This is a genomic window from Cellulosimicrobium funkei (genome assembly GCF_004519295.1).
Classification (GTDB): Bacteria; Actinomycetota; Actinomycetes; order Actinomycetales; family Cellulomonadaceae; genus Cellulosimicrobium; species Cellulosimicrobium funkei.
Genome location: NZ_SOZH01000002.1, coordinates 254,192 through 276,881, shown reverse-complemented (window position 1 = coordinate 276,881; position 22,690 = coordinate 254,192). Strand labels below are relative to the sequence as shown.

General features: G+C 75.6%; 16 protein-coding genes. 6 read left to right on the top strand and 10 right to left on the bottom strand.

What is annotated here, in order from left to right; translation table 11 throughout:
- Positions 1 to 98: 98 nt before the first annotated feature.
- Positions 99 to 2,210: a hypothetical protein gene (locus E1O70_RS02955; RefSeq protein WP_128957723.1), complete on the bottom strand. Its 2,112-nt coding sequence runs from the start codon at positions 2,208 to 2,210 to the stop codon at positions 99 to 101.
- Positions 2,211 to 2,480: 270 nt separating this feature from the next.
- Here E1O70_RS02955 and E1O70_RS02950 point away from each other — a divergent pair, with 270 nt between their 5' ends.
- Both E1O70_RS02950 and E1O70_RS02945 read left to right on the top strand, forming a co-directional pair.
- Positions 2,481 to 3,659, top strand: coding sequence for an APC family permease (locus tag E1O70_RS02950; protein WP_128957752.1), 1,179 nt, complete (start codon positions 2,481 to 2,483; stop codon positions 3,657 to 3,659).
- 64 nt (positions 3,660 to 3,723) lie between these two features.
- Positions 3,724 to 4,581, top strand: a complete 858-nt coding sequence (locus E1O70_RS02945; RefSeq protein WP_061269309.1) for an META domain-containing protein — start codon at positions 3,724 to 3,726, stop codon at positions 4,579 to 4,581.
- Between the two features lie 80 nt (positions 4,582 to 4,661).
- Here E1O70_RS02945 and aspA read toward each other — a convergent pair whose 3' ends face one another.
- The 6 genes from aspA to E1O70_RS02915 all read right to left on the bottom strand — a co-directional run bounded on the left by aspA (position 4,662) and on the right by E1O70_RS02915 (position 13,657).
- On the bottom strand, positions 4,662 to 6,191 hold the full coding sequence (gene aspA / locus E1O70_RS02940; protein WP_082774831.1) for an aspartate ammonia-lyase: 1,530 nt from the start codon (positions 6,189 to 6,191) through the stop codon (positions 4,662 to 4,664).
- A 48-nt stretch (positions 6,192 to 6,239) separates the two neighbouring features.
- Positions 6,240 to 7,820, bottom strand: a complete 1,581-nt coding sequence (locus E1O70_RS02935; protein ID WP_061269310.1) for a glycoside hydrolase family 43 protein — start codon at positions 7,818 to 7,820, stop codon at positions 6,240 to 6,242.
- Positions 7,817 to 10,267, bottom strand: a complete 2,451-nt coding sequence (locus E1O70_RS02930) for a beta-xylosidase/alpha-l-arabinosidase (RefSeq protein ID WP_061269311.1) — start codon at positions 10,265 to 10,267, stop codon at positions 7,817 to 7,819. The genes E1O70_RS02935 and E1O70_RS02930 overlap by 4 nt, the downstream gene beginning before the upstream one ends.
- Before the next feature lie 170 nt (positions 10,268 to 10,437).
- Positions 10,438 to 11,331, bottom strand: a complete 894-nt coding sequence (locus tag E1O70_RS02925; RefSeq protein WP_043657187.1) for a carbohydrate ABC transporter permease — start codon at positions 11,329 to 11,331, stop codon at positions 10,438 to 10,440.
- Complete coding sequence (locus E1O70_RS02920) at positions 11,331 to 12,359, bottom strand: carbohydrate ABC transporter permease (RefSeq protein WP_128957722.1); 1,029 nt, start codon at positions 12,357 to 12,359, stop codon at positions 11,331 to 11,333. Before E1O70_RS02920 ends, E1O70_RS02925 begins: the two co-directional genes overlap by 1 nt.
- An 8-nt stretch (positions 12,360 to 12,367) precedes the next feature.
- The gene (locus E1O70_RS02915) at positions 12,368 to 13,657 is read right to left on the bottom strand and encodes an ABC transporter substrate-binding protein (protein WP_061269356.1); all 1,290 of its coding nucleotides are present in this window, start codon (positions 13,655 to 13,657) and stop codon (positions 12,368 to 12,370) included.
- A gap of 191 nt (positions 13,658 to 13,848) precedes the next feature.
- Between E1O70_RS02915 and E1O70_RS02910 the strand changes: the two genes are divergently transcribed.
- From E1O70_RS02910 to E1O70_RS02900, 3 genes are all read left to right on the top strand, one after another.
- Positions 13,849 to 14,850 carry a LacI family DNA-binding transcriptional regulator gene (locus E1O70_RS02910; RefSeq protein ID WP_061269357.1) on the top strand — a complete coding sequence of 334 codons (1,002 nt, stop codon included), beginning with the start codon at positions 13,849 to 13,851 and terminating at the stop codon, positions 14,848 to 14,850.
- Between the two features lie 678 nt (positions 14,851 to 15,528).
- On the top strand, positions 15,529 to 15,948 hold the full coding sequence (locus E1O70_RS02905) for an LbetaH domain-containing protein (protein WP_034652356.1): 420 nt from the start codon (positions 15,529 to 15,531) through the stop codon (positions 15,946 to 15,948).
- A 109-nt stretch (positions 15,949 to 16,057) separates the two neighbouring features.
- The gene (locus tag E1O70_RS02900) at positions 16,058 to 17,341 is read left to right on the top strand and encodes a PrsW family intramembrane metalloprotease (RefSeq protein ID WP_240696576.1); all 1,284 of its coding nucleotides are present in this window, start codon (positions 16,058 to 16,060) and stop codon (positions 17,339 to 17,341) included.
- On the opposite strand, the gene E1O70_RS02895 is transcribed toward E1O70_RS02900, so the two are convergent.
- Positions 17,301 to 17,999 carry a helix-turn-helix domain-containing protein gene (locus E1O70_RS02895; RefSeq protein WP_082774836.1) on the bottom strand — a complete coding sequence of 233 codons (699 nt, stop codon included), beginning with the start codon at positions 17,997 to 17,999 and terminating at the stop codon, positions 17,301 to 17,303. The genes E1O70_RS02900 and E1O70_RS02895 overlap by 41 nt on opposite strands.
- An 83-nt stretch (positions 18,000 to 18,082) precedes the next feature.
- Between E1O70_RS02895 and E1O70_RS02890 the strand changes: the two genes are divergently transcribed.
- Positions 18,083 to 19,300, top strand: a complete 1,218-nt coding sequence (locus tag E1O70_RS02890) for a benzoate/H(+) symporter BenE family transporter (protein ID WP_061269358.1) — start codon at positions 18,083 to 18,085, stop codon at positions 19,298 to 19,300.
- Between the two features lie 95 nt (positions 19,301 to 19,395).
- Here E1O70_RS02890 and E1O70_RS02885 read toward each other — a convergent pair whose 3' ends face one another.
- Positions 19,396 to 21,735 carry an LLM class flavin-dependent oxidoreductase gene (locus tag E1O70_RS02885; protein WP_061269359.1) on the bottom strand — a complete coding sequence of 780 codons (2,340 nt, stop codon included), beginning with the start codon at positions 21,733 to 21,735 and terminating at the stop codon, positions 19,396 to 19,398.
- A complete protein-coding gene (locus E1O70_RS02880) occupies positions 21,732 to 22,679 on the bottom strand; it encodes an LLM class flavin-dependent oxidoreductase (RefSeq protein ID WP_061269360.1) in 948 nt (315 codons plus the stop codon). Before E1O70_RS02880 ends, E1O70_RS02885 begins: the two co-directional genes overlap by 4 nt.
- Between the last annotated feature and the right edge of the window lie 11 nt (positions 22,680 to 22,690).

Here is a 22,690-nt window from a genome sequence, read left to right as displayed (position 1 = left end):
GAGCGGGCCCTCCTGGTCTCCGGCCCGGCCGCCTGGTCGACCGGGCGCACTCCCTCGACCGTACGTCGCCCCGCCGGGCTCACCACCCGGGCCGCGGGCTACGGCGCCGCGACGGGGACGACGGGCTTCCCCTCGTCCGCCGGGTCGTCCGTCCCGTCGACCACCGAGTCCTGCCCGACCACCGAGTCCTGCTCGACCGCCGAGTCCTGCTCGACCGCCGGGTCCGCGTCCGGCGCGGCGGGCGCGGCGGCGGCCGCCGCACGACGGCGGCGCACCACGAGCACGACCGCACCCGCGAGCGCCGCGACGACGAGCAGCACGGCACCGATCCCGACCCACGGCGCGACGGCGGCGCGCGACGACGCGTCGTCGGCCGCGGCGTCGGCCTCGTCGAGGCGGCCGGCGTCGAGCGCGGCGCGTGCCTCGGCGGTCGAGCCGTCGACGTCCAGCAGGAGGCGGCCGAGGTCGGCGAACGGCCCGCCGCCGGTGCTCGCGGCGACGGCGTCGCCGACCGTCCCGACGACCTCGACCGTGCGCGGCAGCACGGTCGCGAGCGCGGCGTACTCCTCGGCGGTGCGGGCGCTCTCGTACTGCGTGCGCACGGCGGCCGGGTCGGGCAGGCCCGCGTCGTCGGCGGCCTCCTGGACCTGGCCGGCGGCCGCGGCGGCGTCGGGCCCGATCGCCTCCCGGGCCGCGTCGGCGTCCGCGAACGCCCAGTCCGTCATCGCGGTGCGCAGCCCCGCGGGCGGGAGCCACTGGCCGTCGGCCGCGTCGAGGGCGACGTAGGCCTCCCTGGCCGGGCCCCGCGCGTCGAGCAGGGCGGTCTCGTCGGCGTCGGCGACCCACGTGCGGTAGGCCGCCTGGGCGTCCTCGACCTCGCCGCGCACCTCGACGAGGTCGAGGAAGCGTCGGCCGTCGGTCAGGCCGGGACGGCCCGGCTCGCCGGGGGCGTCGTAGGCGCTCTCCCCCGCGTACGCGGCGGCGACGAGCGTCCCGAGCGTCTCGTCGTCGAGCCCGCCGACGAGCGCGGAGACCGCCGTCCACGCCGCGGCGTAGGCGTACTCCTCGGTGGCGTCGGCGCCGTCCTGCACGTCGACGGCCGCCCAGGCGACGAGCGGGAGCGCCTCGGCCGCGTCGCGCGCGGGGGCCGGGAACGTCTCGGTCGGGCCGCCCGTCTGCGCCGCGACGCGCTCCCCCACGACCTCGGCCAGGCCCTCGGACACCCACCGGTCCGCGAACCGGTCCCCGGCGAGCCACGCGTGCGAGAGCTCGTGGAAGAGCAGCCCGGCGTCGAGGTCCTCGGGGATGACGATCTCGCCGGACCCGCGGTCGAACCACGCGTACCCCAGCACCTCGGGCGACACGTCCTCGCGGATGCGCTCGAGGTTCCCCGGCCACGGCATCCCGACGACGCGCTCGAGCGCGGGCAGCCCGGCGGCGACCTGCTCCGCGACGAAGGCGCTCCACTCGGCGTCGCCCGGGAAGCTCTCGAGCACGAGCTCCGTCCCCGCGGCGTCGACCGTCGTCGTGTCGACCTGCGCCGGGTCCCGGAGGGAGACGAACGACCACGTGCCGAGGTCGTCGGTGCTCTCCGTCGCGCGGTGCGTCCGGGTCGTGCCCTCGAGGACCGGGGTGAACCCGTCCCACGTGCTGTCGAAGTCCATCGACGTCGGGGTGACGATCTCGACGGTCACCTGGCCCGGATCCCCGGCGGCGCGGACGGCGAACGTCGCGTACCCGGGCCCGACGCGCGTGTACCCCTCCGAGCGGATCGGCTCGCCCGGGATCGTGTAGGCCCACTCCACGGTCCGCTCGCGCCCGTAGTTGAGGGGCGAGAACGAGACCCGCGCGGCGCTCGTGGCCGGGTCCTCCGTCGGCTCCAGCGTGACGGGGAGGGTGGCGCCGCCGCTCGTCGCGGTGACGTCCGTCGCGCCCGCCGGCACGGGGATGGCGTAGGCGTCCCAGTAGTAGAAGTACTGGCCGCTGTCGGGCTGCTCGTTGCGCAGCGTCGTCGTCACCCGGACCCGGACCGGGCCGGTGCCGTCCACCTCGTAGCGGACGTGCGACGTCTCCGACAGCCCGTCGTCCGGGTCCGCGCTCGCGACCCCCGGCGCCCCCACCACGACCGCGCCCGCGAGCACCCCCACGAGCACCGCGCGCGACGCCGTCCGCCCCGCGCGCCGCCCGTCGCCGGACCCTCCTGAGACCACCCCTGCACCGCCGTCCTCGCCGAAGCGCACAGCCCGTCGCCCCCCGCTCGTCGGGACCGGTCGACGACGACCGGAACGGGACACCGGCGGGAACTGTACCGGCTCCCGGGGACGCTCCGGACCACGCCCGGGGCCGGTGGCGGGGCCGCCGTCGGACATCTTGTGGACACCTGGTGCTGGCACGCTGTGCGGGTGACCACCGCACCCGGCCAGCCGTCGCTCGCCCGCCGCCTCGGCACGACGGACGCCGTCGTCGTCGGGCTCGCGTCCATGGTCGGCGCGGGCGTGTTCTCGGCGTTCGCGCCGGCAGCGGCCGCGGCGGGAACGGGACTGCTCGTCGGCCTCGCCCTGGCCGCCGTCGTCGCGTACGCGAACGCGACGTCGTCGGCCCAGCTCGCCGCGCAGCACCCGACGTCCGGCGGCACGTACGTGTACGGGCGCGAGCACCTGGGCCCGTGGTGGGGCTACGTCGCGGGGTGGGGCTTCGTCGTCGGGAAGACGGCGAGCTGCGCCGCCATGGCGCTCGTCCTCGCCGCGTACGCCGCACCGCCCGGGTGGGAGCGTCCCGTCGCCGCCGCGGCGGTCGTCGTGCTCACCGCGGTCGGCTACCGCGGCGTGACGCGCACGGCCCGCCTCGCGCGCGGGATCGTCGCGGTCGCGCTGCTCGCGATCGCGACGGCGGTCGTCGCGAGCCTCGCGGGGACGACGCCGCGATGGTCCGTCGTCCTCGACGCCGACGGCGCGCACGGCGGCTGGTACGGCGTCCTCCAGGCCGCCGGGCTGCTGTTCTTCGCGTTCGCCGGGTACGCGCGCGTCGCGACGCTCGGCGAGGAGGTACGCGACCCGCGCCGCACCATCCCGCGCGCGGTCCTCGTGTCGCTCGGGACGGTCGTCGTGCTCTACGCCGTCGTGGCGGTCACGCTCCTCCCCGTGCTCGGGCCCGCGCGGCTCGCCGCGTCCGCCGCGCCGCTCGCGGACGCCGTCGCGGCCGGGTCGTGGGCGTGGGCGGCACCGGTCGTGAGCGTCGGCGCGGTCGCCGCGAGCGCCGGCGCGCTCCTCGCCCTCCTGGCCGGGGTGAGCCGCACGGGGCTCGCGATGGCCCGCACCGGCGACCTGCCGGGCTGGTTCGCCGCGGTGCACCCCGTGCACCGGGTGCCGCACCGCGCAGAGCTCGCGGTCGGGGCGGCGGTCGTGCTGCTCGTGCTCACGACGGACCTGCGCGGCGCGATCGGGTTCTCGTCGTTCGGGGTGCTCGTCTACTACCTCGTCGCGAACCTCTCGGCGCTGCGCCAGACCGCGCCGCACCGCCTCTACCCGCGCGTCCTCCCCGTGCTCGGCGCGCTCGGGTGCGTCGCGCTCGTCGTCACGCTGCCCGTCCCGAGCGTGGTCGCGGGGGTCGTCGTGCTCGCGGTCGGCGTCGCGCTCCGGGCCGTGCGCGTCCGGTCGTAGCCGCCGTCCCGCTCCGCCCGGCGCACGGCTGCAAGACCCGCCGGCCCCGGGACACGAGCGAGGTATGAGCGGACACCGGACCGTGCGTGCGTCCGCGGCGACGATCGCCGCCCTCCTGGCGGTCGGTCTCGCCGCGGGCTGCGGCGCCCCCGACGGCGCGACCCCCGGGGCGCCGGGCGCGTCCGGGTCGGACCCCGTCGGGCTGGTCGGGATGTGGCGGGTCTCGGGGGCCGACGGCGAGGGCCCCGACACGTGGCTGCGGCTCGACGCCGGGCAGTACATGCTGTGGGGCGACTGCGGCGCGTACGTCGAGGGCGGCTGGGAGGCGGCAGGCCGGGCCTTCGTCGCCTCCGACCCGTACGCCGCCGCGGCGGCGTGCGGCGCGGCGGGGATCCCCGAGGTCCCGTGGCTGCGCACGGTGGTCGCCTACGAGCCCGACGGCGAGGGCTGGCGCCTGCTCGACGCGGACGGCGACGTCGTCGCCGGGCTGCAGGTCGACGGCGCCCCGGCCCCGATCCCCGACGCCGCGGAGCACTTCGCGCGGGCCCCCGAGGTGACCGACGACGTGCGGGCGGCGTTCGACCCGCCCGCGCCGCTGCCGGGCGGCCTCGCGCCCGCGGAGGTGCGGGACGTCGTCGGGCGGTGGGAGCCGGCCGCGCGCTCCTCCACCGACCCGCACGTCGTCTTCCGCGAGGACGGGACATGGTCCGGCTCCGACGGGTGCAACGGCGGCGGGGGTGCGTGGGCTCTGGACGACGGCGGTCGGCTGCTCGCGACCACGGGCCTCCAGACCCTGATGTGGTGCGAGGGAGAGAGCGTCCCCGGCTACGTCGCCTCGGCAGCCCGTGCCGGCCTGGACGGCGGTCGGCTGGTGCTCGTCGGCCCGGACGGCACGGAGATCGCTCGCCTCGTCCGGGGATGACGCCGCTCCGCCGCGCGATCGACCCGAGCGGCGGGATCGGCCCTCGGGCCGACCCGACGGCGGGCAGGTCGCCCTCGGCCTCAGGACTCGGGCTCGGGCTCCGGGGGCGCGCCCGTGGCGTCGTCGGACTCGACGACGCGTGACGACTCGCCCTCCTCGCCCGCGGGCGGCAGGCCGCGCTCGTCGGGCGCGTAGTAGCGGCCGGTGTAGCGGGGGCGCAGGAAGTTCTCGGTCGTGAGCACGGCGTCGACCTCGTCGGCCGTGAGCAGGCCGCGCGCGACCACGACGTCGCGCACGGAGGCCCCGGTCCGGGCGGCCTCCGCGCCCACGAGGTCGCCGTTGCGGTGGCCGATGATCTCGTTGAGGTACGTGACGATGCCGATGGAGTCGAGCACGTGGCGGCGGCAGACCTCGACGTTCGCCGTGATGCCCGTGACGCACTTGGTGCGCAGCGCGACGCACGCGTTGGTCAGCAGGTGCAGCGACTCGAACATCGACTGCGCGAGCCCGGGCTCCATGACGTTGAGCTGGAGCTGCCCGGCCTCGGCGGCGTGCGTGATCGTCACGTCGTTGCCCATGACCTTGAAGCAGACCTGGTTGACGACCTCGGGGATGACGGGGTTCACCTTGGCGGGCATGATCGACGACCCGGCCTGGAGCTCGGGCAGGTTGATCTCGCCGAGGCCCGCGCGCGGCCCCGACGACAGCAGCCGCAGGTCGTTGCAGATCTTCGACAGCTTGGCCGCGAGCCGCTTGAGCGCGGAGTGGACGGCGAGGTAGGCGCCGTTGTCGTAGGTCGCCTCGACGAGGTTCTCGGCCGGGACGGTGTGCAGGCCGCTCACCTCGGCGAGCCGGCGCGTCGCGACCTTCGGGTAGCCGGGCGGGGTGTTCAGCCCGGTGCCGATCGCGGTCGCGCCGAGGTTGACCTCGAGCAGCAGCTCGCCCGCGACCTCGAGCCGGCGGATCTCCTCCCCGACGTTCACGGCGAACCCGGCGAACTCCTGGCCGAGGCTCATGGGGACCGCGTCCTGGAGCTGCGTGCGCCCCATCTTCAGGACGTCCGCGAACTCGGACGCCTTCTCGTCGAACGCGCGCTCGAGCCGCCGCACCTCGTCCTGGAGCCGCGCGACGAGCTCGTGGACCGCGAGGCGGAAACCCGTGGGGTAGGCGTCGTTCGTGGACTGCGAGCGGTTGACGTGGTCGTTGGGGTTGATGACGTCGTAGCGGCCCTTCTCGAACCCGGCGAGCTCGAGCGCGAGGTTCGCGACGACCTCGTTGGTGTTCATGTTGACGCTCGTCCCGGCCCCGCCCTGGAACACGTCGACCGGGAACTGGTCGAGGCACCGCCCGTGGCGCAGGATCTCGTCGCACGCGGCGACGATCGCGTCGGCGACGTCGCGCTGGATGGTGCGCAGCTCACGGTTCGCGAGCGCCGACGCCTTCTTGACCATCACCATGCCGCGCACCATCTCGGGGACGTCGCTCACCGTCGTCCCCGAGATGCGGAAGTTCTCCATGGCGCGGACCGTGTGGACGCCGTAGTAGGCGTCCGCCGGGACCTCCTTCGGTCCCAGCAGGTCCACCTCGGTGCGTGTCCGTTCGCTCGACATGCCCCGACCGTAGCCCGGCCGCACGCTCCCGCACGCCCGGGCGACGCGTCAGGCCACCGGCTCGTACACGAACCGCTCGACGCGCACGACGGACGCGCTCGGGCGGCCCTCGCTCGTCGCGTGCACGCCGAGCCAGAGCCCGAGGAACCCGCCCGCGGCGGCGCTGTCGAGCGTGCGCCCGTCGACCGTCGCGACGTCCGTGACCGGCCCGTCGGCGGGCCCGGCGACGAGCCCGTAGTCCTGCCCGCGCACGCGCAGCCCGACGACGACCGGCTCCCCGGGGGCGGCGGTCACCGTCGTCTCCCCGACCACCGCGTCCGTGCCTCCGCGCCGGTGCACCGCGACGACGCGCCGCTCGTCCCCCGGGCCGCCGTCGACGAGGAGCCGCACGTGGTCGTCCTCGGACTGGCGCACGACGACGCCCGCGCGCTCCCCCGCCGCGGCCGGGACCTGCACGGTGACCGTCACGTCGACCTCGCGGTGCTGCTGCCGCACGCCGAGGAACGCGGGCGCGCCCGGCTCGGCGAGCGTCGTCGGGCGCACCGGGAGGTCCCAGCCCTCGCCCGCCGGGGTGGCGACGTCGCGCGGCAGGACGCGCACCGCCGTCCAGCGCGGGTCGTCGGGGCGGACGACGCCGCTCGCCCCGCCCTGGACCGCCGTCCGGGGCGCCGGGCTCGCGAACGGGACCTCGACGGCGTCGGGCACGCGGCCCTCGCCGGGCGCGAGGACGGGCCAGCCGTCCTCCCACACGACGGGGACGAGGAACGTCTCGCGGCCGAGCGGGTAGTGGTAGCCGCCGTAGACGCGCATCGCGAGCAGCACGGCCCACCACGAGCCGTCGGGCGCCTCGACGAGGTCGGCGTGGCCCACGCCGACGACGTCCACCCCGCGTCCGAGGTGCCGGTGCGTGAGCACGGGGTTGGCCTTGTTGCCCTCGTACGGGCCCGTGACCGACGACGCGCGCGCGACGGACACCGCGTGGTGGAAGTCCGTCCCGCCCTCGGCCGCGAGCAGGTAGTACGTGCCGTCGACCTTGTACAGGTGCGGCCCCTCGGCCCAGACGGCGCCGCGCACGGCCCCCGTCCACACGACGTGCTCGGGGCCCACGAGCGTGCACGTCGCGGGATCGAGCTCGCGCACCCACACCTCGGTCTGGTGGAACCACTCCGGCTCGGGCGCGAGACGCGTGCCGTGCAGCCAGACGCGACCGTCGTCGTCGAAGAAGATCGACGGGTCGATCCCCGCGACCCGCTCGCCGTCCTCGTCGCGCAGCCACACCGGGTCGGACCACGGCCCGGCCGGGTCGGTCGCCGTCATGACGAAGTTCCCGCCGCGGGTGTCGTCGTCCGGGTCCACGAGCGTGCACACGAGCCAGAACGTGCCGTCGTGGTGGCGCAGCGTCGGGGCGAACAGGCCGCCCGACGACCGGATGCCGTCGTAGTCGAGCTGCCCCGACCGGTCGACGACGTCCCCCACGTGCTCCCACGTCGCGAGGTCGCGGCTGCGCAGCACCGGCAGGCCGGGCAGGTACTCGAACGTCGAGGTGACGAGGTAGAAGTCGTCACCGACGCGGCACACCGACGGGTCGGGGTTGCACCCGGGCAGCACCGGGTTCTGGACGCGCGTCATGCGCGCTCCCCCGCCTCGACGCGTGCGGACACCTCGACGGCGACGAGCCGCTCGTCCGCGGCCGTGACCTCGTGCAGGGGGCCGGTGACGGCCAGGGTCGCGCGCGCGGTCGCCGCGCCCGGCACCACGTGCCGCGCGGCCGGCGCGGACTCGTTGACGATCGCGCCGCCGGTCGTGGACCCGAGGTCGCCCGCTCCGGGGGCGGAGTCGACGGCCGCCGCGTGCGCGCCGACCCACACCTCGACGTCGCCCGGCTCGACCACGCGCACGAGGCGGCGGTCGGAGAACGCGAGGCGCGTCGTCGGGACGCGGAACGTCACGCGGCGCGACTCGCCCGGAGCGAGGTCGACGCGCGCGTACCCGAGGAGCTGCGCGACGGGCCGCGGCACGGAGCCCACGACGTCGCGCGCGTACAGCTGCACGACGTCCGCCCCCGCCACCGCGCCCGTGTTGGTCACGGTGACCGCGGCGCGGAACGTCCCGCCCGCCGCCACGGCCGCGTCGACCTCGAGGTCCGCGTACGCGAACTGCGTGTACGACAGCCCGAAGCCGAACGGCCGCACCGGCGTCGGGTCGGTGGACGTGACGTCGGACGGTCCGCCGAGCACCGGGTGGAGGTAGGAGTAGGGCTGCGCGCCGCCCGCGCGGGGCAGCGACACGGGCAGGCGGCCCGACGGGTTCACCGCGCCGACGAGCACGTCCGCGACGGCGCGCCCGCCCTCCTCGCCGGGGAAGAAGCCCTGCACGACGGCGGCCGGGACGCCGCCGCGCGACGATCCCGCGTCGAGGGCCCAGCCGATCGCGTAGGGGCGGCCGGTGAGCAGCACGAGCACGACCGGCGTGCCCGTCGCGACGACCTCCTCGACGAGCCGTCGCTGCACGCCCGGCAGCTCGAGCGACTCGACGTCGTTGCCCTCGCCGACGGTGCCGCGCCCGAACAGCCCGGCCTCGTCGCCCACGACGACGACCGCGACGTCCACGTCCCGCGCGGCGTCGACCGCGGCCGGGATCTCCGTGACGTCGTCGCCCTCGACCGCGCACCCGCGCACGTACGTGACGTCGGTGCCCGCCCCGGCGAGCGCGTCGCGCAGCGACTCGAGCACCGTCGGCAGCTCGATGCCCGCCGGGGTGCCAGGGTGGTGCGCGAGCACGTGGTTGACGAACGAGTAGCAGCCCATGAGCGCCTCGGCCGAGTCGGCGTCCGGCCCGACGACGGCGACGCGCCGCGGGGCGGCCGGCGCGCCGTCGGCCCCGGGTCGCACGAGCGGGAGCACGCCGTCGTTCGCGAGCAGCACGAGCGACTCCTGCGCGAGGCGGCGCGCGGTCGCGCGCTGGCGCGGGGTGTCGAGGTCGACGGCGGTCGGCGGCTCGTCGGCGTAGGCGCCGGGGTCGAGCAGGCCGAGCTCCTCCTTCTGGGTGAGCAGGCGCAGCACGGCGCGGTCGACCCACGCCTCGTCGAGCGCTCCCGACCGCACGCGCTCGGCGAGCGGCGCGAGGTAGGCGTCGCCCGTCGGCAGCTCGACGTCCAGGCCCGCCCGGAGCGCCTGCGCCGCCGCCTCGCCCCGGTCGGCCGCGACGCGGTGCATCACCTCGAGGAACGCGACGCCGAAGTAGTCGGCGACGACGACGCCGTCGAACCCCCAGCGCTCGCGCAGCACCTCGGTGAGGTGCTCGGTGCTCGCGTGCAGCGGCACGCCGTCGACGTCCACGTACGACGCCATGACGGACCGGGCGCCGCCGTCGCGCACCGCCATCTCGAACGGCGGGAGGTAGACGTCGGCGAGCTCGCGCGGCCCGGCGCTCACGGGCGCGTGGTTGCGCCCCGCGCGGGAGCCCGAGTACCCGACGAAGTGCTTGAGCGTCGCGTGCACGCCCGCGTCCTGGAGGCCGCGCACGTACGCCGTGCCGACCGTGCCCACGAGGTACGGGTCCTCGCCGACGCACTCGTCGACGCGGCCCCAGCGCGGGTCGCGCACGACGTCGAGCACGGGCGCGAGGCCCTGGTGGACGCCGAGCGTGCGCATCGACTCCCCCACCTCGCGCGCCATCTCCTCGACGAGGTCCGGGTCGAACGACGCGCCCCACGCGAGCGGCGTCGGGTACGTCGCGGCCTGCCACGCGGCGAGACCCGTGAGGCACTCCTCGTGCACGATCGCCGGGATCCCCAGCCTGGTCCCGGTCCGCAGCCGCCGCTGCTCCGCCCACAGCCACGCCGCCCGCTCCGCCGGGTCGACGGGGCGCGTGCCGTACACGCGCGTGTAGTGCCCGATCCCGTGCTGCGTGATCTCCGCGAGCCGGCCGCCGTCGGCCTGGCCGGCCGTCATCTCCGACTGCATCGGGGCGACGGTGCCGTTCTGGTCGAGCCAGTAGCCGACGAGCTGCGCGAGCTTCTCGTCGAGGGTCATGCGCGCGTGGAGCGCGCGCACGCGCTCGGAGACCGTGGGCATCTGCGGGGGTGCGGGGCGCGGGGTCGGCGCGGGGTCGGCGCCCGGGGTCGGGCTGCTGAGGGGTGCCGTCGGGACGGCAGGGACGACGTCGGTCACGGGACCGTTCTCCTTCGGTGGTGGCCCCGTCCCGCGCGCGGCGCGGGACGGGGCAGGGTGCGGACGGGCGCGGGTCAGCCCTTCACGGCGCCGGTGAGGCCGCCGACGATGCGCCGCTCGAACAGCGAGAAGAAGACGAGCGCGGGGATCATCGACAGGGACGTGAAGGCGAGCACGCGGGCGGTGTCCACGGAGTACTGCGACGCGAACGCCTGCACGCCCAGCGGAAGCGTGTACGACGTCTCGTCGTTGAGGATGAAGAGCGGGAGCATGTAGCTGTTCCAACTCGCGACGAACGCGAGGATCCCCACGGTGATGACGCCCGGCAGGGACAGCGGCACGACCATCCGGAAGAAGAAGCCGAGGCGGCTCGCGCCGTCGATCGACGCGGCCTCCTCGATCTCGCGCGGGATGGCGCGCAGGAACGGCACGAGGATGATGACGGTCGTCGGGAGGGCGAACGCGATCTGCGGGAGCACGAGGCCGCCCACGGAGTTCATCAGCCCGAGCGAGCGGATCATGATGTACAGCGGCGTGATCGCGACCGTCATGGGGAACATCAGGCCCGCCGCGAACAGCGCGTAGAGCGCCCCGCGCCCCACGAACGAGTAGCGGGCGATGACGTAGCTCGCCATGAGGCCGAGCACCACGACGCCGAGCGTCGTGAGGAGTGCCGCGACGAGCGAGTTCCCGAGCTGCTGCCAGAACAGCGAGCTCGACAGGACCTCGACGTAGTTGACGACCTGCCACGGGTCGGGCAGGCCCGACGGGTCGGCCGTGATCTGCGCGTTGGTGCGGAACCCGCCGACGACGATGTACGCGATCGGCGCGAGGCACACGCCCACGAGCAGCCACGCGACCACGTAGGTCAGCGGGCCGCCCCGGCCGATGCCGGAGCCGCGGGGCTCCTTCGGGGTCTTGACGCCGGCGGGACGCTCGGGCGCGGGTACGGCGGTGACGGTGGCCATCACTTCTTCCCTTCCGTGATCGCGCCCTCGGTGTCACGGCGCAGGACGTACCGCTGGTACACGAGCGCCACGGCGAGGGAGATGAGGAACAGCACGACCGCGACCGCGCTGCCGTACCCGTAGTTCCCCGCGTTGCGGCCGTTCGCGACCATGTACGTCGCCATGGTCGACGTGCCGGCCGTCGAGGCCACGTACTGGCCCCAGATGATGTAGACGAGGTCGAACAGCTGGAGCGAGCCGATGATCGACAGGAACGCCCAGATGCGGACCGTCGGGCCCAGCAGCGGGAGCGTGACGTAGCGCTGCGCCTTCCAGTAGGACGCGCCGTCGATCGCGGCGGCCTCGCCCAGCTCGTCGGGGATGCCCTGGAGGCCCGCGAGGAAGAGGATCACGGCGAAGCCGATGTACTTCCACGTGATGATGAGCAGCAGGGTCCAGATCGCGACGTCGGGGTCGGCGAGCCAGTCGACCGTGAGGAACCCGAGGCCGACCTTCTCCAGCAGGTCGTTCACGGCGCCGGTCGTCGAGAGCATGAGGCTGAACCCCGTGCCGACGATCACCTCGGACACCACGTACGGCACGAACACCAGCACGCGGACCACCGAGCGGCCGCGCATGCGCCGGTTGAGCATGAGCGCGACGACCACCGCGACCGGGCCCTGGAGCACGAGCGACATGAGCACGATGAACCCGTTGTGCCGCAGCGCCGCGAGGAACTCGGGGTCGCGGAAGATCGTGAGGTAGTTCTCGAACCCCACGAAGTCCGTCGGCGGGCCGAAGCCCTTCCACTTGAAGAACCCGTAGTACGCCGCCATCAGCACGGGCACGATGACGAACGTGAGGAAGACGACGAGCGCCGGCCCGGCGAGCACCGCGATCTCGGCTCGCTGGCCCCAGCGGCCGCGGCGCGGGCGGCGGGCCCGCGCCGCGGCGGCCGGGGGCGGCCCCGCCACGGCGCCGGCGCCGCCCCCGGCCCGGTCCTCGGGCGTCGTCGTGCTCGGCGAGGTCTCGCCCTGGGACACGGTCATGGCTCCGGTTACTCCTTGGCCGCTGCGGCGTTCGTCGTGTCGACGATGTCCTGCGGCGTGCCCTTGCCGGCGAGCAGGTTGACCACGGAGGTGTTGAGCGCGTTGCCGACGTTCTGCCCGAACAGCGTGTCCAGCCACACGGTGACGTACGGCGCCTCGTTGTAGGCCTCGAGGATCGAGACGAGCGCGGGCTCCGTCACGACGCCCTGCGCCTCCTTGCTCGCGGGCAGGGTGTGGAACGCGGTGGCGTACGCCTCCTGCGACTCCTTCGACATGATGAAGTTGAGGAACTCCGCGCACTCGGCGGGGGCCTGGGCCGAGCAGGAGAACCCGTCGACGCCGCCCATCATGGCGCCGGGCTCGCCGTCACCGCCCTCGACGGCCGGGAACGGGAACCACTGCAGGTCCGCGAGCGGCTTCTCGTCCGGCGTGAGCGACGCGATGACGCCGGGGTTCCACGCGCCCATGAGCTCCATCGCGGCCTGGTGGTTGGCGATGAGGCCCGCGGACGAGCCCGCGCCCTGCTGCGCGGAGGTCGTGAGGTAGCCCTGGTTGAAGGGCTCCGTCTCGGCGAACGCCTGGAGGTCCTCGCCGGCCTTGAGCCAGCACGGGTCGTCGAAGCTGCGCTCGCTCGCCGCCGTGTTGATGGTGTCCTGCGAGCACTCGCGCAGCGCGAAGAAGTAGTACCAGTGCGCGGCCGGCCACGCGTCCTTCGCGCCGAGCGCGATCGGCGCGACGCCTGCGGTCTTGAGCTGGTCGACGACGCCCTCGAGCTCGCTGATCGTCGTCGGGTTCGCCGTCACGCCGGCCTGCGAGAACAGGTCCTCGCTGTAGTAGACGCCGCCCGGGAGGATCGAGACCGGCATCCCGTAGACCTTGCCGTCGACCGTGAAGGCGCTGAGCGCCGCGTCGCCCACGGCCTCGCGCGTGGTGTCGTCGATCGCGTCGGTGAGGTCCATCGCCTGGCCGGCCTCCACGACGTCGGCCAGCTTGCCGCCGCCGCGCGCCATGAAGATGTCGGGCGCGTCGCCCGAGTTGAGGGCCGTCTGGAGCTTGCCGTCCATGTCCTCGTTCTGGATGGCCTGGATCTCGATCGTGACGCCGGGGTTCGCCTCCTCGAACGCCGCGACCGTCTCCTCCCAGTAGGCCTTGCCCTCACCGGTCGTGGAGTTGTGCCAGAAGGTCATCGAGACCGAGCCGTCGTCCGAGCCGGAGTCGCCTCCGCCTCCGCAGGCCGTGAGCACGAGCGTGCCCGCCAGGGCGACGGCGGTCGCCGTCAGGAGCTTCCGAGACTTCATCGTTCCGTCCTCTTCGTCGAGTCGCACCGGGGCGCACGCTGCCTCGAGCGCGCCGGGCCGCCACCGCTGTGGGGCCGCCGGTAGCGACTCTGGCAGGCGCGACCCGGTCGTGTCAATCGATATCGATAACGTTTTACACACGACGTGGCGCGGGCCTCCGGACGCCCTCGCCAGGGGCTACTGTCATCCCCATGCGCTCCACGGGAAGAGTCACGATCGGCGACGTCGCGCGCACCGCCGGCGTCTCCGTCGCGACCGTCTCCAAGGTGATCAACGGTCGCTACGGCGTCGCGCCCGAGACCTCCCGCCACGTCCAGCAGGTCATCGACGACCTCGGGTACGAGTCGTCGATCGTCGCGAGGAGCCTGCGGAGCAGCAAGACCAACGTCATCGGGATCCTCGTCGCCGAGTTCGAGCCGTTCTCGACCGAGCTGCTCAAGGGCATCTCCGAGGCCGTCGACGGGACCGGGTACGAGCTCCTCGCCTACTCCGGCGGCCTGCGCCGCGACGACCGCGTCGGCTGGGAGCAGCGCTCCCTGTCCCGCCTCGGCGGCACCCTCATCGACGGCGCCATCCTCGTCACGCCCACCGTCGTCGCGCGCGGCAGCTCGATCCCCGTCGTCGCCGTCGACCCGCACCGCGGCCCGTCCGACCCCCCGACCGTCGACTCCGACAACCTCGCCGGCGGCCGCACCGCGACGCAGCACCTCCTCGACCTCGGCCACCGCCGCATCGGCTTCCTCGCGGGCCGCCCCGACCTCGAGTCCGCGCGCCTGCGCGAGCAGGGGTACCGCGAGGCGCTCGCCGACGCGGGCATCGCCTTCGACCCCGACCTCGTGCGCGTCGGCGGCTACCGCCCCGACCTCGCGGACTCCCCCGCGCACGAGCTCCTCTCGCTCCCCGAGCGACCCACCGCGATCTTCGCCGCCAACGACCTCTCCGCGATCCGCACCATGGAGGTCGCCGCCGAGCTCGGCCTGCGCGTGCCCGACGACGTCTCCGTCATCGGCTTCGACAACGTGCCCGAGTCCGCGCTCACCACCCCGCCCCTGACGACCGTCGACCAGCCCATCCACCGCATGGGCACCGAGGCCCTGCGTCTCATCGTCGACCTCGTCGAGGGCCGCACGCGCGAGCCCCACGTCCGCCTCCCCACGACCCTCGTCGTCCGCGGCACCACCCGCGCCGTCTGACCGCCCGCCGCCCGGACGGTGCCGCCGTCGCGGGCCAGAGCCGTGGCCCCGCGAGGTAGAGCCCTGGTCGGCCGAAGTAGAGCCGAGGTCACGCCGAGGTAGAGCCGAGGTCACGCCGAGGTAGAGCCGAGGTCCCGCGAGGTAGAGCCGAGGTCACGCCCGACGCCGCAGGCTCACCGCGGGCGTCCAGGCTGACCGCGCCCGACGTCGGCCGGGCACCCATGGCGGCCAGGTCGCCCGTCGGGAACGGGGGCGGGCCGACCAGGCCATCCCGGCAGAGCGAGCAGGCGGTTCCGGCTCGTCCGTCGGCCAGGACGCGCCCGATCCACCTGCTCGGCACGACGGCGGTCGGTCCGCGCCCGGCGACCGTGGCGCCGCCGCGAGAGGTCGCCCGGGCGGTTCTCGCCTGCGGGGCACGAAAGGCGGGGCGACCTCCGCCGTCGGCCCGGCGACCACGGCTCTACCCCCGCGGGACCACGGCTCTACCTCGCGGGACCAGGGCTCTACCTCGGGGGACCACGGCTCTACCCCGCGGGACCACGGCTGTACCCCGCGGGACCACGGCTCTACCTCGCGAAGCCAGGGCTCTACCTCGGCGGGGTGGCGGTGTTGGAATCCTGGGCGCCTCGTCGTCGTTATGTCACCAGTACCACTGTCGACAGACCTTGAGGAGGTCAGGTGGCCCGCCTCGCACGCCGCGTCCAGGTCGAGAACGACTTCGGCGAGATCATGCACTACGACCGTCACACCGGCGGCGGCTTCGTGTCGCCCCACGCCCGCGTCCCGGAGTCCGTGCCCGTCGGGTGGGGCACCTACGTCGAGAAGGGCGCCGTGGTGGGCCACGGCTGCCGGCTCGGCGACGGCACCTGGATCGACCGGGACGTCGTCCTCGGCCGCGACGTCCGCGTCGGCGACAACGTCCGCATCGCACCCGAGGCGCGCGTCGGCGACCGCGCCCGCGTGGGCAGCGGCGCGCGCGTCGGGCGCCGGGTGCTCGTGGAGGCCGGCGCCGTCGTCCCGCCGGACGAGATCGTGCCCGACGACGCGACCGTGCGCCGCCGGGGCGGCCTGCGCTCCGGGTACGACGTCGCGGCGTAGCCCCACCCCCCGGCCGCCGCGCGGCGCGACCGCCCCCGCGCGGCGCGCGTGCGGCGCGCCGGGCGGACGCCTTCCCGCGTCGGCCGCCGGGTGCGTAGCCTTACCGCCCGTGACCTTCCCGCCGCACGGCCCGGCCGTCCCCCCGCCCCAGCAGCCGCCGCACCCGCTGGGCCCGGCGGGTGCCGCCGTCCCGCTCGACCCACGCGCCGTGCTCGAGGGCCGGCCGCCGGGCCGCGCGCGCGTCGGCGTCATCGTGACGATCGCCGTCGCGAGCCTGTGCCTGCTCGTGGGCCTCGTGCTCGCGGCGCTGTCCGGGGTGGGCACGTTCACGGTCGGGCTGCTGCTCGCGCTCGTGCCGCTGGGCATCTGGGTGCCGGTCGTGCTCGCGCTCGACCGCCTCGAGCCCGAGCCGCCGAGCGCGCTCGTCGTCGCGTTCCTGTGGGGCGCGGGGATCGCGACGCTCGTCGCGGGGATCCTCAACACGCTCGGCCTGGAGTTGCTCACCGCGCCGCTGTTCGGCGAGGAGGTCGGCTGGTACGTCGTCGCGTCGTTCGGGGCGCCGTTCGTCGAGGAGATCCTCAAGGGCGCGGTCCTGTTCGGGATGCTCTGGTTCCGGCGCCACGAGATCGACGGCTGGACCGACGGCGTGATCTACGCCGCGATGGTCGCCCTCGGGTTCGCGGCGGTCGAGAACGTCACGTACTTCATCATGGCCGCGCAGGACGGCACGCTCGGCCCGACGTTCGTGCTGCGCGCGATCGTCACCCCCCTCCTGCACCCGCTGTGCACGGCGCTCACGGGCCTCGGCGTCGCGAGCGCGGCCACGAGCCCGCCCGGGCCGCGCCGCGTGCTCGCGCCGCTCGGCGGTCTCGCCGCGGCCATCGCCCTGCACATGCTGTGGAACGCCTCGACCGGCTTCGGCCCGCTCGCGCTCGGGGTCGCGTACCTCGCCGGGCTCGGGGTGCTGGTCACGCTGGTCGTCCTGCTCGTCCGGGACCGACGCCGCACGGTCGCGACGATCCAGCGCCAGCTCGTGCCCTACGTGCCGACGGGCCTCGTCACGCCCGCCGACCTCGCGATGCTGTCGACGCTCGCCGCGCGCCGTCAGGCGCGCGACTGGGCGCGTCGCACCGGTGGCGCGGGGGCCGCGCACGCGATGCGCGACTACCAGCAGGCCGCGACCGAGCTCGCGCTGCTCCACGACCGGGTCGAGCGCGGCGCCGTCGAGGCGTGGCGCGTCGAGGGACAGCGGCGCGCGCTGCTGCACCTCATGCTCACGGCGCGCCAGGCGTTCCTCGTCCGGGCCCCGCAGCCGCCGCCGGCCCCGTGGTCGCCGGGCGCGCCGTCGGGGTTCACGTCCGGCGCGTGGGCGCCGGGACCGGGCCTGCGGTAGCGGGCCGCTCGCCGCGTCGCGGGGGCGTGCGGATGACGAGCACCGCGTCGACGGGTGCCCCGTCGAGCGCGCGGTAGGAGTGCTCGGCGTCCGACACCCAGCGCAGCCCGTCGCCCACGGTCACCACGGCCTCCGCGCCACGACGGCCCGCGCGCACGCGACCGGACGTCACGAGCAGGTGCTCGACGACGCCCGGCCCGTGCGGCGGCGACGTGCGGTCCGCGGCGGGCTCGAGGTGCAGGTGGTAGACCTCGACGGCCGTGCCGTCGGGCAGGTGGTGGGCGTCGAGGAGGCGGGCCCGGACGCCCTCCGACGACACCTCCGACCCCGGCCGCTCGGCGAGGAGCGTCGCGAGCGGGACGCCGAGCGCCCCGGCGAGCACGTAGAGCGTCGCGAGCGTGGGGTTGCGCGCGCCGTGCTCGATCTCGGAGAGCGAGCCCTTCCCGACGCCCGCCGCCGCCGCGAGCGCCGACAGCGACAGCCCCCGCTCGGCCCGCAGCGCCCGGATCTGGGCGGCGACGGCGGCGAGCGTCTCGTCCCCGCGGCGGCCCGACGACGCAGGAGCACCACCGCCCGGGTCGTCGCCCGACCCTGCGCTCGCCCCCGCGCTCGCTCCTGCGCCCGCTCCCGTGCCCGCCTGCGCTCCCCCGTCGCTCACGCGCGGCAGCCTACCGGCCGTAACTCAGGCCACTCTGGTAGCGTTCCGCAAACAGAACGGCTCGGCACGTCCGCTGGAGCAGCATGGAACCCGACCCGGAGCGCCTGCGCCCCGTCCTCGCCGGGCTCGTCACGGCCCTCGTCGGCTTCACGAGCTCGTTCGCCGTCGTGCTCGCCGGCCTGCGCGCCGTCGGCGCGACGCCCGATCAGGCCGCGTCCGGGCTCCTCGCCCTGTGCGTGACGCAGGCCGTCGGCATCCTCTGGCTGACGACGCGCCACCGCACCCCGCTCACGCTCGCCTGGTCCACGCCCGGGGCCGCGCTGCTCGTCAGCACGGGCGCGGTCGCGGGCGGCTGGCCCGCCGCGGTCGGCGCGTTCTGCGTCGTCGGCGGGCTCGTGCTGCTCACCGCGCTCTGGCCGCGCCTCGGCGACCTCGTCGCCGCGATCCCCACCCCGATCGCCCAGGCGATGCTCGCGGGCGTGCTGCTCACGCTGTGCCTCGCGCCCGTCCGCGCGTTCGTCACGACGCCGTTGCTCGTCGCGCCCGTCGTGCTCACGTGGCTCGTGCTGCTGCGGGTCGCGCCGCGCTGGGCCTCGCCGGCGGCGCTCGCGGTCACGCTCGCGATCGTCGGGTACGAGGCCGTGGGGAGCGGCACCCTCGCCTGGGCCGACGCCGTCCCCCGCCTCGACCTCACCGTCCCGACGCTGTCGTGGCAGGCGGTCGTCGGGCTCGCCGTGCCGCTCTACGTCGTGACGATGGCGTCGCAGAACGTCCCCGGCGTCGCGGTGATGGCCTCGTTCGGCTACCGCGTGCCGTGGCGCGAGACCATGACCGTCACCGGCCTCGCGACGCTCGCGGGCGCCACCGCGGGCGGGCACGCGATCAACCTCGCGGCGATCTCCGCCGCGCTCGCCGCAGGCCCCGAGGCGCACCCCGACCCCCGACGGCGCTGGGTCGCGGCCCACACCGCGGGCTGGGCCTACCTCGTGCTCGCCGTCGGCTCGGCCGGCCTGGCCGCGCTGGTCGCGGCCGCGCCCGACGGGCTCGTCGAGGCGGCCGCCGGGCTCGCGCTCGTCGGGACGCTCGGCGCCGCCGTCGCGGGCGCGGTCGCCGAGCCGCGGGGCCGCGAGGCGGCCGTCGTGACGTTCCTCGTCGCCGCGAGCGGGACGGTCGTCGCGGGCATCGGCGCCGCCTTCTGGGCCGTGCTCGCGGGCCTCGCCGTCCACACGGTCCTCACGCTGCGCCGTCGGGCACCCACCCCGGGGCAGAGCCCCGGTAGCCCCCAGGTAGAGCCCCGGTAGCGCGAGGTAGAGCCCTGGTAGCGCGAGGTAGAGGCGTGGTCGTGACCACGCCTCTACCTCGGCGAACCGGGGCTCTACCTCGGCGAACCGGGGCTCTACCTCGGCGGGACGACGGCGGGCGCGGGCTCGTCCGTCGGGTGCGGCCCGAGGACGGGCAGGTTGTCGCGGAAGACGTTCGTCGGGTCCACGCGGCGCTTGACCTCCCGCAGCCGCTCCAGGGTCGCGGGCGGGAACGCGTCCGTCACGCGCTCGGTGCGCAGGTCGGTGTCGAAGCTGAGGTACATCCCGTCGAACACGTCGGCGAGCGCGTCCCACCGCGCGTCGAGACGGGACCGGCTCGCCCCCATCGCGACGACCGAGAAGTTCGCGGACCGGTGCGCGTACGCCGTCGCGTCGGCGGGGACGTCCGACGCCGCACCGCCCGTCGAGCGGATCTGGAAGAAGTACGTGTCCCCGCTCGCGACGAGGCCCGCGAGCCGTGCCGACGCCTCGGGCGTGAGGTGCTCCAGCAGCCCGGACCGCGACACGGGCTCGCCCTGCCCCCCGTGCGGGCCGGGCGGGGGCGCCGAGACGACGGCGTCGTACGGCACGATCTGCGCCGTCGCCCGGGCGAGCAGCGGGGAGATCGCCGCGAACGGCTGGAGCCGCGCGAGGACGGTGTCCGGGTCGTCGGAGTCGACCATCGTCATGGACTGCGCGACGAGGGGCTGCCCGGGCCGCGGCCGCCCCACGATGAGGAAGCTCGTCGTGTCCCGCGGCGAGGCCTCCACCGTGGCGCCCCAGCGCTCGAGGAACCCGGCGAGGTCCGACGCGTCGTGCACCATCTGCGCGAACCCCACCGCGGACACCTCGTCCGCGACGAGCTCGAACGACGTGACGATCCCGACCTGCGCCCCGGCGCCGCGCACGGCCCAGAACAGGTCCGTGTTCTCGTCGTCGCTCGCGCGCACGACCGAGCCGTCCGCGAGGACGACCTCGACCGCGCGCACGTGGTCGATCGTCAGGCCGTGCGCCCGGCCGAGGAAGCCGATGCCGCCCGCGGTCGCGAGACCGCCCACCCCGACGCCGCCGGAGTCGCCCGACGTGATCGCCCAGCCGCGCGGCGCGAGCGCCGCCGCGACCCCGCCCCACCGCGCGCCGGGGCCGACGCGCACGAGGCGCGTGGCGTCGTCGAGCACCTCCACCTGGTCGAGCGCGGCGAGGTCGAGGACGATGCCGCCGTCGTTCGTCGAGCGCCCGCTGATCCCGTGCCCGCCCGAGCGGACGGACAGCGGCACCCGGCGCGTCACCGGCTGGGCACGCGCGAAGGCGAGCGCCTCGACGACCTCCGCGGTGTCGCGCGGGCGCAGCACGAGGCCCGGCGAGCCGCCGCGCAGGTAGTTCGAGCGCACGCCCGCGTACGCGGCGTCGCCCGGCTCGACGGCGCGCTCCGCGAGCGAGGCGGGGACGTCGTCGTACGCGATGCCGTCACGACGCGCGGCCCGCACGGCGAGCGGCACGACGCGCGACGTGTCGGTGCCCCGCTCCGCGCGCGCGGCGTCGACGGCGTCGCGCAGGGCGGGAGCGACCTCGTCCGCGAACCGGCGGGTGCTGCGCTCGTCGTCGGTCGCGAGGATCAGCGTGGAGACGCCCTCGTCGAGGACGAGCGGCAGGAGCCGCTCGACCCAGGCCTCGGGCGGCCCGGAGAGGTCGGGGGCGCCCCCGAGGCCGGACGCTCCGGCGTCCGCCTCGAACGTGCCCGACACGTTGAGCAGCCGCGTCACCTCGCGCGGGTCGCGCCCGACGGCGGCCGCCGCCTCGTCGATGCGCGCGTTGCCCGCGCGCAGCCCGTCCAGGCCCACGCGGCCCAGCGACGGGAGCCAGCTGTCGGCCTTCTCCCCCACCAGGCGCAGCATCCGCGGGCCGAGCGCGCCCAGCCACAGCGGGATGCGGCGCGTGGTGCCCGGGCCGGGCGTCGCGCCGTCGAGCCGGTGGTGCCGGCCGGGGACGAACAGCTCGCCGTCGCCGTCCTCGCCCCAGATCGCACGGATCACCTCGATCGCCTCGGCGAGCGCGTCGACGGACTCCCCCGGCGTGAGCCGGCGCGTGCCCATCGCCGCCATCGCGTCCCAGAAGGCCCCCGCCCCGAGGGCGAGCTCGACGCGCCCGTCGGAGAGCAGGTCGAGGCTCGCCGTCGCGCGCGCCAGGACGGCGGGCGGGCGCATCGGGACGTTGACGACGTCGGGCGCGACGTGGATGCGCTCCGTCGCAGACGCGACGTACGACAGCAGCGTCCACGTGTCGAGGAAGCGCGGCTGGTACGGGTGGTCCTGGAACGTCACGAGGTCGTAGCCGGCGTCCTCCGCGACGCGCGCGAGCCCGACGGTCGCCTCCGGGTCCTGCGCGGACGGCGTGACGAACGTGCCGAACCGGAGCGGGTGGCCGTAGTCGGTCATGCGCGGGCCCCGCCGTCGGCCGGTGCGACCGGTGCCGGGCCGTCGGTCGTGCCGCGCGCCGCCGCGACGAGCTCGCGCGCGGCGGGCGCGACCTCCTGGCCCACGACGGCGAGCGTCGTCGGGTCGTCCCCGCCGACGATCCACGTGGACACGCCGTGCTCGAGCGTCACCTCGGCGACCTGCTCGGCCCACTGCCGGGGCGACCCCTGGAGGAACCCGGCGCCGCCGTCGGCGGTGAACCGGCCGCCGACGTTGAGCAGGCGACGCACCGCGCGCGGGTCGCGGCCCGCCTCCTGGGCGGCGGCGTCGATCGTCGCGTTGCCCTGCGCGAGCGCCTCGAAGCTCTGCAGGTACGCGAGCGACGGGAGCCAGCCGTCGGCCTGCGCGCCGACGAGGCGCAGCATGCGGGGCTTGAGGGCCCCGACCCAGATCTCGACGTCGTGCGCGGGGGCGGGGCCCCGCTTGGCGCCGTCGACGTGGTGGTACGTGCCGCCCACCTCCAGGCGCTCGCGCGTCGTCGTGTCCCACAGCCCGCGGATGACGTCGATGCCCTCGGAGAGCGCGTCGACGGACTGCCCCGGCGTGAGGCGCTCGCCGCCCATCGCGACGATCGGGTCCCAGAACCCTCCCGCGCCCAGGCCGAGCTCGACGCGCCCGCCCGACAGCCGGTCGAGGCTCGCGACGGCGCGCGCCAGCACCGCCGCCGGGCGCAGCGGCAGGTTGAGCACGTTGCCCGCGAGGCGGATGCGCTCGGTGCGCGCCGCGACCCACGACAGCAGGGTCCAGGTGTCGAGGAACGCCGCCTGGTACGGGTGGTCCTGGAAGGTCACGAGGTCCAGGCCGACCTCCTCGGACAGCTGCGCGAGCGCGACCGCCTGCTGGGGCGCCGCGGCGGTGGGCGTGACGAAGGACCCGAAGCGCAGGTCGTGGCCGTAGTCGGGCATGGCTCCTCGCG

Coding starts and splice junctions, on each gene's coding strand:
- E1O70_RS02945 (WP_061269309.1), top strand. CDS start 3,724: ATGAGCGGACACCGGACCGTGCGTGCGTCCGCGGCGACGATCGCCGCC.
- E1O70_RS02885 (WP_061269359.1), bottom strand. CDS start 21,735: ATGACCGACTACGGCCACCCGCTCCGGTTCGGCACGTTCGTCACGCCG.
- E1O70_RS02930 (WP_061269311.1), bottom strand. CDS start 10,267: ATGCCCACGGTCTCCGAGCGCGTGCGCGCGCTCCACGCGCGCATGACC.
- E1O70_RS02915 (WP_061269356.1), bottom strand. CDS start 13,657: ATGAAGTCTCGGAAGCTCCTGACGGCGACCGCCGTCGCCCTGGCGGGC.
- aspA (WP_082774831.1), bottom strand. CDS start 6,191: ATGTCGAGCGAACGGACACGCACCGAGGTGGACCTGCTGGGACCGAAG.
- E1O70_RS02920 (WP_128957722.1), bottom strand. CDS start 12,359: ATGACCGTGTCCCAGGGCGAGACCTCGCCGAGCACGACGACGCCCGAG.
- E1O70_RS02890 (WP_061269358.1), top strand. CDS start 18,083: ATGGAACCCGACCCGGAGCGCCTGCGCCCCGTCCTCGCCGGGCTCGTC.
- E1O70_RS02935 (WP_061269310.1), bottom strand. CDS start 7,820: ATGACGCGCGTCCAGAACCCGGTGCTGCCCGGGTGCAACCCCGACCCG.
- E1O70_RS02910 (WP_061269357.1), top strand. CDS start 13,849: ATGCGCTCCACGGGAAGAGTCACGATCGGCGACGTCGCGCGCACCGCC.
- E1O70_RS02950 (WP_128957752.1), top strand. CDS start 2,481: ATGGTCGGCGCGGGCGTGTTCTCGGCGTTCGCGCCGGCAGCGGCCGCG.
- E1O70_RS02925 (WP_043657187.1), bottom strand. CDS start 11,331: ATGGCCACCGTCACCGCCGTACCCGCGCCCGAGCGTCCCGCCGGCGTC.
- E1O70_RS02880 (WP_061269360.1), bottom strand. CDS start 22,679: ATGCCCGACTACGGCCACGACCTGCGCTTCGGGTCCTTCGTCACGCCC.